Here is a 14366-nt window from a genome sequence, read left to right as displayed (position 1 = left end):
GGAAATATCTCACAAGGCGTGGTTCAATTATTTATTTATGGTGAGAAATGAGAAAAATCTTTGCAGTACTGGTAATTTGCCTGTTGTCAGCTTGCGCTAGCGATAATGCTCAACAAACTTCTGATGTCGAGGATCATTCTTATAGCAGAGAGGGAGAAGGCACACGTGGCGGTGCAGGGTCGGATGGGTTCGGGATGAATCCTCTGCAGGATCCCAGCAACATATTGTCCCGTCGCAGTGTCTACTTTGATTTTGACAGCTATACGGTAAAGAGCGAGTACCGTGATCTGGTTCTTGCACATGCAGCTTATTTGCGTGACAACACTAATGCACAGGTATTGCTGCAAGGCAACACTGATGAACGCGGAAGCCGGGAGTATAACCTTGCACTCGGGCAACGCCGCGCAAACAGTGTGAAAGATATCCTGTTACTGTCCGGCGCTCGTGATCAGCAGGTAGAAGCAGTCAGTCTGGGTGAAGAAAAGCCGCGTGCATTGGGAAGTGATGAATCTTCCTGGGCTGAAAACCGCCGTACAGATATTCTCTATCAGGGAGAGTATTGATGTTTTTGCGTGCTTTCCTGCCATTGCTTTTGTTGAGTTGTAATGTCGCACAGGCTGCGCTGTTTGGTGATTCTGAAACACGCGAACAGTTGGAGGCACTGCGCACAAAAGTACTGGAGATGGAAGCGCGCATGCAGCGTACCGAAGAGGTTCTCATGGGACAGGCTTTGATCGAATTGCATACCCAGGCAGAGAACCTCAAGGAGGAAATGGGGAAGTTGCGGGGGCAGATAGAAGTACTGGAAGATGAAAATCGGTCGCTGCGCAAGCAGCAAAAGGATTTTTACCTGGATCTCGATAACCGTTTGCGCCAGCTTGAGCCTGGTTCAGCGGGGACTGCTGCATCAGATTCCAGAATATCTTCCCCGTCATCGGAACAACTCGCTGCTGATACAAAGGATATAAAAAGTCCGGCTTCCGGAAAAACTGCTGCTGTTCTCCAATTGCCGGATACAGCACAGCGCAATCGTTATGATGCGGCTTATGCATCAATCAAAAGCGGTGATTATTCAGGAGCTGTAACCGGTTTTGAGAGTTTTCTTGCACAATATCCGCAATCTGCTCTTGCTCCCTCTGCTGCGTATTGGGTTGGCAATGCATACTATGCACTAAGGGATTTTGACAAAGCGATTACTGCTCAGCAACGATTGATCGAGATTTATCCTGGCAGTCCCAAAGTAGCAGATGGGCTTCTCAATATGGCAAGCAGCCAGGCTGAAATGGGCCAGAAGGCAGCTGCTAGAAAAACACTGGAAAAACTCATCGCCAGTTACCCCGGTACTGAGGCAGCAACAAAAGCCAAGCAACGCTTGGGAACTCTGAAATAAATTTTGGTCGAGCAGGATTGCCAGAATATACCCGGTTCACTCCACTTCTTTAAATTTTTCTCTGCAACATAGAGGAAGGTTTCTATTCCGTCAGGGTCACGGATGTTACGAATTACGGAAATTTTCTACTCGCTTCAGGGGGAAACCAGCCGGATGGGGCTGCCTACGGTATTTGTGCGCCTGACCGGTTGTCCATTACGTTGCGGGTACTGCGATACTGGTTATGCGTTTTCTGGTGGAAAAAGCATGAGTATCAGCGAAATCATGGGCGAGGTGGCTTCATTCTCTCCGCGCTATGTCACTGTTACCGGAGGAGAACCGCTGGCGCAAGCTGACAGTCTGGTGTTACTGGCAGCATTATGCGATCGGGGGTATTCCGTCTCTCTTGAAACCAGTGGGGCATTGGATATTGCACGTGTCGATACGCGTGTATCGAGAATTGTGGATATCAAAACGCCAGGCTCCGGGGAAGTGGAGAAAAATCACTGGAACAATCTCGCTTATCTGACTTCTCACGATGAAATCAAGTTTGTGTTGTGTGATCGGGCTGATTACGACTGGGCCAGGCAGAAACTCCTGGAATTGAAGCTGGATGTAATTTGTCCGGTTTTGTTTTCTCCAGCTTATGGTCAGCTTGTTCCGGCAGATCTTGCCGCCTGGATTCTGCAGGATCAGTTACCAGTTCGCTTGCAGTTGCAGTTACATAAGTTGCTCTGGGGGGAATGTGTCGGAAGGTGAAATGGCAGGACGGTCAGATTCATGAAAAAGGCAGTTGTACTCTTGTCTGGTGGGATGGACTCCGCCACGACGCTCGCTATCGCCCGGCAGAGTGGGTTTGCCTGCTATGCACTCAGTATCGATTATGGCCAGCGCCATGTTGCCGAGCTGGCCGCAGCAGCTCGAATCGGTCAATCCCTGCAGGTCAGTGATCATCAGTTTCTCAAGCTGGATCTGGCTGTTCTGGCCAGTTCTGCGCTAACGGATATTTCCGCCACTGTACCACTGCATGGTACCAGTACCGGCATACCGGTGACGTATGTTCCGGCTCGCAACACCATTATGCTGGCGCTGGCGCTGGCCTGGGCAGAGGTGTTGGGCAGCCACGATATTTTTATTGGTGTAACAGCTGTCGATTACTCGGGATACCCTGATTGCCGACGGGATTATATCGATGCTTTTGAAAAAATGGCTAACCTGGCCACGAAAGCAGGAAGAGAGGGGATGGTGCTGACAGTACATGCGCCTTTGATTGACTTGCCCAAGCGTGAAATCATCCAATGTGGCATGGAACTCGGGATAGACTACGGTCTGACAGTTTCCTGTTATCAAGCAGATGAAGCCGGATATGCCTGCGGTCAGTGTGATGCATGCCATATTCGACGGGCTGGTTTTGAGGCGGCGGATATTCCGGATCCTACGTGTTACCGTAATAAGCAGATATCGTGAAGCAGAGTGATAATCCAGAAGGAGAGATCATTACGATCGGCTGCGTTCGATGCAGATACCCAGCTGTTTCACTCCCGGAATGACATCCAGTTTTGCTGCACTGATTTTTACCCACGTGGAACCAAACTCGATCAGGATCATCTGGGCAATGTTTTCTGTCAGTGCTTCAAGCAGGGAAAAATGTTGCTGATCGAGAATGGTGTTGATTCTGTGAACGACTTGAGAGTAATCCAGTGCATCTTCGATACGATCACTCTTGCCGGCTTGTCGGGAAGGCAGAGCGATCTCGATATTCAATTCAATGGTTTGTGGAATTTTTCTTTCCCACGGATAAATACCGATCAGAGTTTTGATTCTGAATTCTTTGAGAAAAATAATATCCATGGAGAGGTTCCGGGTTAGCCCGGGATTACGAGTGATGCACGGGCTGCGCAATTTTAATTTATTTATCGGGATATCAAAACTTTGATGATTACAGTAGTGCTGATTTTTTCTGCCTACTTGCTGGGCTCGATTTCTTTCGCCGTGGTTGCAAGCTGGCTGTTCAAGCTCCCGGATCCGCGCAGCTACGGTTCCCGCAATCCCGGAGCAACCAATGTACTGCGGACTGGCAAAAAAGCTGCGGCTGCCGTGACTTTACTGGGAGATGCGGGTAAGGGCTGGGTGGCGGTCGCAGCAGCGAAATACGGTGGTGAGGTTTGGGAGCTGGGTGATGAAGTGATTGCGGGTGCTGCTCTTGCTGTCTTCCTGGGGCATTTGTTTCCAATCTTTCTCGCATTTAAGGGAGGTAAAGGTGTTGCCACATCAGCAGGCATACTGTTGGGATTGAATCCCTGGTTGGGTGTTCTTACTATTTCGACCTGGATGGTCGTCGCACTGGTTTCACGTATTTCTTCACTGTCAGCCTTGCTGTCGGCCCTGCTTGCACCATTATATGCGTATTTCCTGCTGGAAAAAGGAATCCTGATAATGGCTGTGTCAATCATATCCGTTCTTCTGATATTGAAGCATCGGCTGAATATTGCCAATCTGATGGCTGGCAAGGAAGCGAGGATAGGCAAGAGCAGTTAGTCGTGGCTTTATAAATCTTCCAGATTCCAGCGGGCTTTGACGGTAAAGCTGCCGCCCGCTCTGAGGCGCTCATCGAGCTGCTGTAAACGTAATGCACCGGCCAGCGCAATCATTGCGCCGTTATCGGTACAAAACTCCAGCGCTGGGAAGAAAACGGTGATATCGGTTCCGGACAGATGGTGTAATAGCTTCTGACGCAATCGGCTGTTTGCGCCTACACCGCCTGCTACGACCAGTTGCGGCAATCCAGTGATATTCAGAGCAGTTACTGATTTTTTTACCAGCACATCGGTAACTGCGTCTTCAAAGGCAAATGCGATATCGGCGCGTGTCTGACTGTTCATCTCATGCTTGCCGATCAGCAGAGCCGCAGCTGTTTTTAATCCGCTGAAACTGAAATTCAGATCATTGCTGTTCAGCATGGGGCGCGGGAGCCTGAATTGTTCTGCCCGGCCTTGTGTGGCCAGTTCTGCAAGCAACTTTCCACCGGGGTAGTCGAGGTCAAGTAATTTTGCAGTTTTGTCAAACGCTTCTCCGGCTGCATCATCCACGGTTTCTCCCAATAACCGATACTGCCCGATTCCGTCTACCCGCATCAGTTGTGTGTGCCCTCCGGATACCAATAGTGCCACGAACGGAAAATCAGGTGCCGGATCGGATAAAAGTGGGGAGAGCAGATGACCTTCAAGATGGTGGATGTTCAAGACGGGTATATTGCGCGCAAAAGCCAGAGCACTGCTGAAACTTGCCCCGGTCAGCAACGCTCCTGCAAGCCCCGGACCCTGGGTACAGGCGATGGCATCAACAGATTCCAGCGAAGTATCCGATTGTCTGAATAATTGTCTGATGAGAGGCAGGATGCGGCGGATATGGTCGCGTGAAGCAAGTTCCGGCACGACACCGCCATATTCGCGATGCATGTCGACCTGAGAATATAGGGTATGGCCGAGTAATCCCTGGCAGGTATCATAAAGTGCTACACCTGTCTCGTCACATGAAGTTTCAATACCTAATACAAGCATTCTGTGATTTTCTCTCAGGAGAGATTTATTTGTGGTGGTCAAACTTTCTTTTGAAAAAAAATGATTGATGTTAAACTAGCGGGATTTTTCGAGACCGAATAGGGGTAGTTCCGGAAAAAATTGAGCCAGTCATGGTTTTTCTGCAACAGGCATGGCAGGACTGGTTTATAACTTAGTTTTGACTGCAGAGCAATTTGGTCAGCGAATGTTCTGTAATATATAAAGCAATCAAAGGAGACCGAAAGGAATTATTACTTTATGACTACTGTTAAAGTCAAGGAAAACGAGCCATTTGAAATCGCGATGCGGCGCTTTAAGCGTTCTATTGAGAAAACCGGTTTACTGACTGAGTTACGCGCCCGGGAATTTTATGAAAAGCCCACGGCTGTGCGTAAGCGTAAGCATGCCGCCGCAGTGAAACGTACCTATAAACGACTGCGTAGTCAGATGTTGCCACCTAAACTGTATTAATTCCTTCAGTTTTTCTGGGTATCTACCTCATTATTCCATGAATTTAAGGCAAAAAATAACCGAAGATATGAAGTCGGCTATGCGTGCAGGGGACGTAAAGCGTCGTGACGCATTGCGTTTACTGCAGGCTGCTTTAAAACAGAAGGAAGTTGACGAGCGAATCGAGCTGGATGATGCTGCCGTGGTTGCAGTAATCGAAAAAATGCTCAAACAGCGTCGCGATTCCATCGCGCAATATGAGGCAGCACAGCGTCAGGATCTGGCAGATATCGAGAAGTTTGAAGCAGGAGTCCTGCAGGCCTATATGCCTGAAGCGCTGAGTGATGCTGAGCTGGATGCCATGATCAGCGAGGTGATTGCATCTGTTGGAGAAAATGGATCTCCAAAAATTGGAGAAGTCATGGCCCTGCTTAAGCCGAAGCTTGCAGGTCGGGCAGATATGGCCAAGGTATCTTTACTGGTTAAAGTAAAAATTACAGGGTAGTTTGATACCGGCTGGTTTTCTGGCAGATACTGTGAGGAATAATCGCAGATAATCTTTTATCGGGGCAATTTTTGCTGGTAAATGATTGAACAATCGTTTATTCAGGAATTACTGGATCGTATCGACATCGTCGATGTGGTTGCACGTCATCTTCAACTTAAAAAAGCGGGCGCAAATTTTACAGCGTGCTGTCCCTTTCATAACGAAAAAACCCCTTCTTTTACAGTAAATTCGTCTAAACAGTTTTACCATTGCTTTGGTTGTGGCAGGCACGGGAATGCTATCAGCTTTTTGATGGAACACAGTGGAGCCAGCTTTGTCGAAGCAGTCGAGAGTCTTGCGACACATGCGGGTATGCAAATTCCCGATCAGGTAAGTATTTATCCAAAAATACCTGATCCAGGCAGAGTTCCATCGGATAAGGTAAAAATCGATAAAGAAGTTGAAGCTACTTCACCTTTGGTAGGTTTGTACGAACGGATGGAGCAGGCGGCAAAGTTTTACCGGGGGCAGCTCAAACAATCCGATCAGGCAATTGCGTACCTGAAAGAGCGGGGAATATCAGGACGGACTGCGCTGCGTTTTGGAATCGGATATGCGCCTCCCGGCTGGCAAAACCTCTCCAGGATTTTTACAGATTATCCTGCAGATGATTCCAGTCACCCACTGGTGCAGGCAGGTTTGGTCGTTGCGCATGATGGCAAGAAAAATTATGATCGCTTTCGTCACCGGATCATGTTTCCCATTCTTGATCGTAAAAAAAAGATAGTGGGATTCGGAGGGCGAGCATTAGATGGGGGCGAGCCAAAGTATCTGAATTCGCCAGAAACCTCTCTGTTTGTCAAAGGGCGTGAGCTTTATAACTTGGCATCTGCCAGTCCGGCAATCCGGAAATCTGCCCGGGTAATTGTGGTCGAAGGGTATATGGATGTTGTGATGCTGGTGCAGAGTGGTGTTGAAAATGTTGTGGCTACTTTGGGTACTGCAACGACGGCTATGCATATTCAGAATCTTTTGCGCCATACAGACGAGGTGGTTTTTTGTTTTGATGGTGATGCAGCGGGAACCAAGGCTGCATGGCGTGCACTGGAAACCAGTCTGCCGCAACTCAAGGATGGAAAAGATATCAAATTTTTATTTCTGCCGGATAAGGAAGACCCGGACAGTTACATTCGCAAATACGGACGGGTTGCATTTGAAGGGGTGCTGGAGAAAGCTCAACCTCTGTCGGTATTCTTCTGTAATGAATTATCCGGTCGTGTGAATCTTGGTACGAGCGAGGGTCGTGCTCGATTGGTTCAGCGGGCAGGGCCGTTATTGGCGCAGATCAATGCCCCTGTATTTGGATTCATGCTGACGAAACGTATATCTGAGCTGACCGGGGTGGGCCAGAACCAGTTAGCTGCGTTCCTGAAAACCGGAAAGAAGAATCGATCTTCCACCCTTCGCCCTGAAGCATCCAGGCCATTATCCGTAACGCCATATCGCAGACTGATCCAGATTCTGCTGCATGCCCCGGATTATGCGAATAAACTGGATACAAATCTTCTTGCGGTAAATGATGAGCAGAACGAGGAAAAAGTACTGCTGGTTGCACTGGTGGATTTTCTGAAGACTTCTGCTTGTTCTATGGAGGAAGAACTGAATTCAGTGACGATCCTGTTGCATTTCGATCAGACTCCTCATCGTGTTTTACTGGAAAAGATTGTCCGGGATGCGCATGTAAAAGATGAAAACTGGAATATTGATGCTGAATTTACTGGAGGAATGGAGCGGTTGCGGGAGATGCAGCGAAGATCGAGAATGGCTGAGTTGCACAGCAGACCGCTTGTATCACTTACTCCAGAAGAGAAAAATGAGTTGCGACAACTGATGCTCTCATAATCTGCGGAGGTTTTCACGAACCAATCATCATGTTTTCGGCGATTAGATCATCAAGGTTAAAAGATGGGAAAAAAGTTTGGGTTTACAACGGCGAAGAGTGGTTGATTACGGCTACGTTTGTTCATATATTCAAAATGGGTCAGGAAAGTTTGGTACAATTAAAGGCTTTCTGTTCGATTTGTCTCTAGTCTTAATGGGTGCTCTGCATGGCAAAAGCAAAAGTGTCGGGATCAGCTAAGAAAAATATCGTTACATCTACAGAGGTGACTGAAACAAAAAGCGGTAAATCGCGTGTTGAAACTCCAGACAATGGGGTTAAAGTTACCGGTAAAAACGCCAAAAATACCTTTTCAGCTGAAACGGAGGTTGTCTCCGTCAAGAAAGAAGCAACTTCTGCTTCCAGGAAAAAGTCTGTCAAAGCGGCTAAATCTGATGGTGATTCTGTTCTGGTTGGGCAGAATAAGAATACATTGCTCCCTGCGGAAGAATCTGAGGATCTGGGGGCAGTTGATGAAGTTTCTGAGAAAACCAGAGTAAGTAAAAGAAATAAAAGTACTCTGTCAGAAAAACAGATCACTGATTTGAGCGAGAGCGCGGTGTCGGTGTCATCGGATAACGATATCGAATTACGCAGGATGCGTTTAAAGAAACTGATCATGCAGGGTAAGGAACGTGGTTACCTGACTTACTCTGAGATTAATGACCACTTGCCGGATGACATGCTGGATGCCGATCAGATCGAAAGCATCATCAGCATGATCAACGATATGGGTATTTCCGTGCATGATGAGGCGCCTGATGCGGAAGCTCTCCTGATGTCGGATGCGGCAACAGCAGTGACTGATGAAGATGTCGTGGAAGAAGCAGAGGCAGCACTTTCCAGCGTAGATTCAGAGTTTGGCCGTACTACGGATCCGGTGCGGATGTATATGCGTGAAATGGGATCGGTAGAGTTACTGACGCGTGAAAGCGAAATAGAAATCGCCAAGCGCATCGAAGATGGCTTGAGGCACATGATACAGGCAATTTCAGCCTGTCCGACAATCATAGAAAATATACTCGAGCTGGCAGCGGATGTGGAAAATGGCCGGTTACGCGCAGACGAACTGGTTGATGGTTTCCTGGACGATGATACAGATGAAATCATGGGTAAGGAAATGTCTGAGGAATCGCTGGATCAGGATTTTGATTCAGAGGATGGGGAAGACGAGCAAGTGGCTGCCGCCAGTGCCGATATGCTGAAGATGAAAGCAGAGGTGCTGGAGCGCTTTGCGGTGATTCGTCAGACCTATGACGGTATGAAAAAAATCATCAACAAGAAAGATGGGCGTCAGGATAAAAAGTACAAACAGTTGCAGGAGAAAATTTCTACCGAACTGATGGCGATGCGTTTCTCTGCCAAGATGGTCGAAAAACTGTGTGATACACAACGTGATATCGTAAACGATATCCGCAACTGTGAACGCAAAATTGCTGAGCTGTGTGTTACACGGGCAGGAATGCCGCGAAACTATTTTATCAAGGCATTTCCGGGGAACGAGACAGATATTGACTGGATCAGTTCGGAAGTCGAGTCAGGTCAGTTGTACAGTCAGTCACTCGAACATTTCCGTCCGGCAGTCATGGAACAGCAGCAAAAAATGCTCGAACTTCAGAAACAAGCCGGTATTCCTATCAAGGAACTCAAGGAAATCAACCGCCGTATGACGACTGGTGAAGCCAAGGCACGTCGTGCGAAACGTGAAATGACTGAAGCCAATTTACGATTGGTTATTTCAATTGCCAAGAAGTATACTAACCGCGGATTGCAGTTTCTTGATCTGATTCAGGAAGGCAATATCGGGTTGATGAAAGCCGTTGATAAATTTGAATATCGGCGCGGATATAAATTCTCGACCTACGCAACATGGTGGATTCGTCAGGCAATTACACGTTCCATTGCTGACCAGGCACGTACCATCCGTATTCCGGTACACATGATCGAGACGATTAACAAGATGAATCGTATTTCCCGTCAGATTCTGCAGGAAACCGGACAAGAGCCTGAACCGGCAGTACTGGCCGAGAAGATGGAAATGCCTGAAGAGAAAATCAGAAAAATTCTCAAGATATCGAAAGAGCCGATTTCGATGGAAACCCCCATTGGTGATGATGAAGATTCTCACTTGGGAGATTTCATTGAAGATGCTTCGACCATGGAGCCAGCAGATGCTGCAGTTTATGCTGGTTTACGCACCGTCACGAAGGACGTGCTTGACTCTCTGACTCCACGAGAAGCCAAGGTTTTGCGTATGCGTTTCGGTATTGAAATGAATACTGATCATACTTTGGAAGAAGTCGGAAGACAATTTGACGTAACGCGCGAGCGTATTCGCCAGATCGAGGCAAAAGCGCTGCGTAAACTGAGACATCCTGCTCGGTCCGACCGCTTGCGTAGTTTCTTGGATAGTGGAAACTCCTGATAGCTACTTTTCGGTTCAGTTTGACCGGTTGATTCAATAAGTTGTAGACATTTCTGTCATCAGGGTCTGTAGCTCAGTTGGTCAGAGCAGGGGACTCATAATCCCTTGGTCGTAGGTTCAAGTCCTACCAGACCCACCAAAAATTCAGCCACTTATTCGTGAAATCGAGTAAGTGGCTTTTTGGGTTGTAACCGTGGATATGTCCGTAGCGCTTCTTGAACTGTCTGTAATTATGCTGCTTTGATATGTTTGGCAGTTAAGTGGCTTGAATTTCGATATGGTTTGGGTGTGTGTGTCGAGGGTTAGAATACCCCGGTAACCAAGCAACTCTGAAGAATTCCGAGAAATACAAACAGAAAGGGGATAATTTCTGAGAATTATCCCTGCTGATATTGCATCAGGTAAGCGCAGATATTATCTGAGTGTGGCGATATACTCAGATACAGCTTGCATTTCCTGTTCGCTCATGCGTGAAACGATTGTTTGCATGGTGTTATTTGTATCATTCTTACGCGTTCCCTGCCGAAATGCTTGTAATTGAGACAAAGTATAAGCAGGGTGCTGACCATCGATTCTCGGGTAATGCGGAGGAATGCCTTGTCCATTGGGGGAATGGCAGCTGGAGCATGCGGGAATGGAATTTTCCAGATTTCCACCTTGGTACAGTTTCTTCCCTGTCTCAACCAGAGAAGCATCGCTGGCGGTGCCCGGTTGGAGTTTTTGTTGTGAATAGTAAGCAGCGAGATTTTCGATATCATCCTGGCTCAAAGTTGCTACCATGGGGGCCATGATCTGATTGTCACGCTTGACTGTTTCGCCTTCTACCACCTTGAAGTCATTCAACTGTTTGGCAATGTACCCCGGGTATTGTCCGGCAAGAATAGGATAGAGGGGGATGGCACTGTTACCATCGGCATTATGACAGCCGGCGCATATACCGGCTGCGATTTCTTTGCCCTTTTCAACATCGCCTGCAGCTGGAGATTCGGCAAACACAAAGCCGGAGAATGTGAGTGCGATTGCTGCTACAGTAGTTCCAATGAATTTCATGATCGTATAAGGTTGGTTTCTGATAATAAACGGTAAATATCCGTGTATTCTAACAAAATTTGCCGGCTGCAGTAAACGCTGCAGTCGCTTATCAAAAACGCACGAGATGAGAAAGTTTTCTGTTTTCCTGTTGCTGGCAAATATTTTCGTTGTTTTTTATCTTCACGGCAGACCGGATGATAACCTTCCTGCACAAATAGCGTTGATTCATTCGGAGAAGATTGAGCTGTTGCCGGCTAAAGTTGCGTGTCTCAAATGGGAAAATCTGATCGGGCCAGTCGTGCAACATGTCAGAGTGGAAATCTCCAAATGGGAGTCGGGACAGGATCACATCACTGAAATTTCCAGAGGTGAAGTTACTGTTCATTGGGTACATATTCCACCGTTACGAAACGCACGTGAGACTGCAAAACAGATCGAGCAACTGAAAAAATCGGGGATTTCCTATTTGCATATTCAGGAAAATGCAGATAGCCCGTGGCATAATGCAATTTCTCTGGCAATCCTGCCGGATGATTCCGACGCGGCAGCATTAGTTGAAGAATTGAAAGGCAAAGGGGTAGAACGTATTATGGATAGCGAACAGGTTCTGGAGCAGTTTGAGTTCGATATTCGTAATCCGACGGAACAAATCACTGAAAGCGTTCGGCAACTGGCGCAGCAGTTCCCGGAAACGAAGCTGGAAGTAACCGAATGCAGCCGCTTATAAAATAATGTGTTATCACTGAAGTCGTCAGGTTTCAGTGTCTTCTCATAAAAAATCAATGGGTTGCTTATCCGGAATTTTTCGCGGATTCCTTGGAGTATTTATCATGATTGTTGATGCAAGCTGGAGCAGGTGTAGTGATTCATATTAAAACAGCACCAGAAATTGAAACCATGCGTATCGCTGGCAGGCTGGCGTCCGAGGTGCTGGATTATATCGAGCCTTACGTGGTGCCCGGTGTAACGACCGGTGAGCTGGATGAGCTTTGCCATCGTTATATGGTCGATGTGCAGAAAACGATACCAGCGCCTCTGAACTATGCTCCACCCGGCTACAGCCCCTATCCGAAATCTATCTGTACTTCTGTGAATCATCAGGTCTGTCACGGTGTTCCGGGAGATAAAAAGCTCAAGGATGGGGATGTCGTCAATCTCGATATAACCGTCATCTATGAAGGCTACCATGGTGATACCAGCCGTATGTATTACGTTGGGGAGCCATCCATCCAGGCCAAACGGCTGTGCGAATTAACCTATGAAGCAATGTGGCGCGGAATCGAAGAAATTCGCCCGGGTAAGCATTTGGGGGATATCGGTCATGCCATTCAGCGTTTGGCAGAGGGTGCGGGCTACAGTGTCGTCAGGGAATTTTGCGGTCATGGCATCGGTGCGAAATTTCATGAAGATCCCCAGGTGTTGCACTATGGTCGTGCCGGTACGGGAATCGAGCTCAAACCCGGCATGATTTTTACCGTCGAGCCCATGATCAATGCGGGCAAGGCAGCCATTAAACAGCTACCGGATGGCTGGACCGTGATTACCAAGGATCATAGCCTGTCTGCACAATGGGAGCACACTATTCTGGTGACAGATGAAAGCTACGAAGTGCTGACAGTTTCTTCAGGATCGCCTGCCAGGCCTGCTTACCGTTTCTGAACCTGATGACATTCTTTGTCAGCAGGCCGCAATTACATACTTCCCGATTCATAAACAGGTGATCGATATGCCACGATGCAATAACCGCGCTCCTGCACAGATGCGCCCGGTCAGAATAATCCGCCATTATGTCCGGCATGCCGAAGGCTCGGTGCTGATCGAGTACGGCGAAACCAGAGTGATTTGTACCGCCAGCGTCATCGAAAAAGTTCCCCCCTTCCTCAAAGGGGCCGGCCAGGGCTGGTTGACGGCAGAATACGGCATGCTGCCGCGTTCCACGGGTGAAAGAATGCAGCGTGAAGCTGCCAAAGGCAAACAGTCCGGGCGGACCATGGAAATCCAGCGGTTGATCGGACGGGCATTGCGTTCCATCCTGGATCTGGAGAAATTGGGTGAACGCACGATTCAGATGGATTGTGACGTGATCCAGGCGGATGGAGGCACTCGTACCGCCAGCATTACCGGCGCATTCGTTGCATTGTATGATGCGATCGACTATCTGCGTGCAGAACGGATGATTTCACAAAACCCGATCAGGGATCACGTTGCGGCTGTCTCGGTGGGCATACTGAAAGGTCAGCCTCTGCTGGATCTGGATTATTTGGAAGATTCCGGTTGTGATACGGATTTGAATGTCGTTATGACGGGCAGCCTGGGGTTGGTAGAAGTACAGGGGACAGCGGAAAAGGTCGTTTTCAGTCGTCAGGAACTGGATGTCATGCTGAATATGGCGCAACAAGGGTTGCAGGAGCTGTTTGATGTACAGCGAAAAGCACTGGAGACTGTCGCCTAAGATAGATAATGAAAGCAAATGGAAAATGGAACCACCCTTGAACAAAATCGTCATCGCCAGCAACAATGCGGGAAAGCTTGCTGAAATCAGTAGGCTATTGGCTCCGTTGGGCATCGAAGTGGTGACGCAGTCATCACTCGGGGTAACAGAAGCAGATGAACCTCACATGACTTTCGTTGAGAATGCACTGGCCAAGGCGCGGCACGCGAGTCTGGCAACCGGGCTGCCCGCGCTGGCAGACGATTCCGGAATATGCGTCAGCGCTCTGAGAGGGGATCCCGGTGTATTTTCTGCCCGTTATGCAGGAGAACCCCGCTCGGACGAGCGCAACAATCGCAAGCTGGTCGAGGCACTGCATGGTCAATCTGACCGTCGGGCTTATTATTACTGTGTGATCGTCCTGTTGCGTCATGGGCAGGATCCGCAGCCTGTCATCATCGAAGATACCTGGCGCGGAGAAATCATTGCTGAACCGATCGGTCAGGGCGGGTTCGGCTATGACCCGCATTTTTTTCTTCCGGAGCTGGGCAAGACAGCTGCCGAGCTTTCCATAGAGGAGAAGAACAGGATCAGTCACCGTGGCAAAGCACTCGCCAGGCTGGTACAGATGCTGTCGGAGAATGAGACAGTGCCGGTTGTGCCGGTATAACGT

General features: G+C 48.4%; 17 protein-coding genes and 1 tRNA gene. 14 read left to right on the top strand and 4 right to left on the bottom strand.

Annotated features, from left to right (window positions below):
• Positions 1 to 47 precede the first annotated feature (47 nt).
• The 4 genes from pal (at position 48) to queC (ending at position 2836) form a co-directional block, all read left to right on the top strand.
• Positions 48 to 563, top strand: coding sequence for a peptidoglycan-associated lipoprotein Pal (gene pal, locus HRU73_RS09870; RefSeq protein ID WP_011110864.1), 516 nt, complete (start codon positions 48 to 50; stop codon positions 561 to 563).
• Entirely contained in the window at positions 563 to 1390 is an 828-nt protein-coding gene (ybgF, locus tag HRU73_RS09865; protein ID WP_011110865.1) for a tol-pal system protein YbgF, read from the top strand. Before pal ends, ybgF begins: the two co-directional genes overlap by 1 nt.
• 102 nt (positions 1391 to 1492) lie before the next feature.
• A complete protein-coding gene (gene queE, locus HRU73_RS09860; protein ID WP_287398576.1) occupies positions 1493 to 2128 on the top strand; it encodes a 7-carboxy-7-deazaguanine synthase QueE in 636 nt (211 codons plus the stop codon).
• Between the two features lie 21 nt (positions 2129 to 2149).
• Positions 2150 to 2836, top strand: a complete 687-nt coding sequence (queC, locus tag HRU73_RS09855; protein WP_276679229.1) for a 7-cyano-7-deazaguanine synthase QueC — start codon at positions 2150 to 2152, stop codon at positions 2834 to 2836.
• 30 nt (positions 2837 to 2866) lie between these two features.
• Here queC and HRU73_RS09850 read toward each other — a convergent pair whose 3' ends face one another.
• A complete protein-coding gene (locus tag HRU73_RS09850) occupies positions 2867 to 3220 on the bottom strand; it encodes a dihydroneopterin aldolase (RefSeq protein WP_287398574.1) in 354 nt (117 codons plus the stop codon).
• Between the two features lie 84 nt (positions 3221 to 3304).
• Here HRU73_RS09850 and plsY point away from each other — a divergent pair, with 84 nt between their 5' ends.
• Positions 3305 to 3907, top strand: a complete 603-nt coding sequence (gene plsY / locus HRU73_RS09845) for a glycerol-3-phosphate 1-O-acyltransferase PlsY (RefSeq protein ID WP_011110869.1) — start codon at positions 3305 to 3307, stop codon at positions 3905 to 3907.
• Positions 3908 to 3915: 8 nt separating this feature from the next.
• Here the strand turns inward: plsY and tsaD are convergent, their stop codons facing one another.
• Entirely contained in the window at positions 3916 to 4929 is a 1014-nt protein-coding gene (gene tsaD / locus HRU73_RS09840) for a tRNA (adenosine(37)-N6)-threonylcarbamoyltransferase complex transferase subunit TsaD (RefSeq protein ID WP_287398573.1), read from the bottom strand.
• Between the two features lie 258 nt (positions 4930 to 5187).
• Between tsaD and rpsU the strand changes: the two genes are divergently transcribed.
• The 3 genes from rpsU (at position 5188) to dnaG (ending at position 7768) form a co-directional block, all read left to right on the top strand.
• Positions 5188 to 5400, top strand: coding sequence for a 30S ribosomal protein S21 (gene rpsU / locus HRU73_RS09835; RefSeq protein WP_011110871.1), 213 nt, complete (start codon positions 5188 to 5190; stop codon positions 5398 to 5400).
• 37 nt (positions 5401 to 5437) lie between these two features.
• The gene (locus HRU73_RS09830; RefSeq protein WP_011110872.1) at positions 5438 to 5884 is read left to right on the top strand and encodes a GatB/YqeY domain-containing protein; all 447 of its coding nucleotides are present in this window, start codon (positions 5438 to 5440) and stop codon (positions 5882 to 5884) included.
• A gap of 81 nt (positions 5885 to 5965) precedes the next feature.
• Entirely contained in the window at positions 5966 to 7768 is a 1803-nt protein-coding gene (gene dnaG / locus HRU73_RS09825) for a DNA primase (RefSeq protein ID WP_287398572.1), read from the top strand.
• Between the two features lie 190 nt (positions 7769 to 7958).
• Here the strand turns inward: dnaG and HRU73_RS09820 are convergent, their stop codons facing one another.
• Positions 7959 to 8426 carry a hypothetical protein gene (locus HRU73_RS09820; protein WP_287400094.1) on the bottom strand — a complete coding sequence of 156 codons (468 nt, stop codon included), beginning with the start codon at positions 8424 to 8426 and terminating at the stop codon, positions 7959 to 7961.
• On the opposite strand from HRU73_RS09820, the gene rpoD reads away from it, so the two are divergent.
• Both rpoD and HRU73_RS09810 read left to right on the top strand, forming a co-directional pair.
• Positions 8404 to 10230 (top strand): RNA polymerase sigma factor RpoD, encoded by a 1827-nt coding sequence (gene rpoD, locus HRU73_RS09815; protein ID WP_425595628.1) that lies wholly within the window; start codon positions 8404 to 8406, stop codon positions 10228 to 10230. The genes HRU73_RS09820 and rpoD overlap by 23 nt on opposite strands.
• Positions 10231 to 10292: 62 nt before the next feature.
• A tRNA-Ile gene (locus HRU73_RS09810) sits at positions 10293 to 10369 on the top strand.
• 275 nt (positions 10370 to 10644) lie between these two features.
• On the opposite strand, the gene HRU73_RS09805 is transcribed toward HRU73_RS09810, so the two are convergent.
• Positions 10645 to 11280, bottom strand: a complete 636-nt coding sequence (locus tag HRU73_RS09805) for a c-type cytochrome (protein ID WP_287398570.1) — start codon at positions 11278 to 11280, stop codon at positions 10645 to 10647.
• A 106-nt stretch (positions 11281 to 11386) separates the two neighbouring features.
• Between HRU73_RS09805 and HRU73_RS09800 the strand changes: the two genes are divergently transcribed.
• The 4 genes from HRU73_RS09800 to rdgB all read left to right on the top strand — a co-directional run bounded on the left by HRU73_RS09800 (position 11387) and on the right by rdgB (position 14363).
• Positions 11387 to 11989, top strand: a complete 603-nt coding sequence (locus tag HRU73_RS09800) for a hypothetical protein (protein ID WP_276679469.1) — start codon at positions 11387 to 11389, stop codon at positions 11987 to 11989.
• Positions 11990 to 12102: 113 nt separating this feature from the next.
• Positions 12103 to 12921, top strand: a complete 819-nt coding sequence (map, locus tag HRU73_RS09795) for a type I methionyl aminopeptidase (RefSeq protein WP_011110912.1) — start codon at positions 12103 to 12105, stop codon at positions 12919 to 12921.
• Between the two features lie 67 nt (positions 12922 to 12988).
• A complete protein-coding gene (gene rph, locus HRU73_RS09790; RefSeq protein WP_011110913.1) occupies positions 12989 to 13714 on the top strand; it encodes a ribonuclease PH in 726 nt (241 codons plus the stop codon).
• Between the two features lie 25 nt (positions 13715 to 13739).
• On the top strand, positions 13740 to 14363 hold the full coding sequence (gene rdgB, locus HRU73_RS09785) for an RdgB/HAM1 family non-canonical purine NTP pyrophosphatase (RefSeq protein ID WP_041356963.1): 624 nt from the start codon (positions 13740 to 13742) through the stop codon (positions 14361 to 14363).
• Positions 14364 to 14366 lie beyond the last annotated feature (3 nt).

Source organism: Nitrosomonas sp. H1_AOB3, from assembly GCF_015709435.1.
Taxonomy (GTDB): domain Bacteria; phylum Pseudomonadota; class Gammaproteobacteria; order Burkholderiales; family Nitrosomonadaceae; genus Nitrosomonas; species Nitrosomonas europaea.
This window is presented reverse-complemented; position numbering and strand designations above follow the sequence as displayed.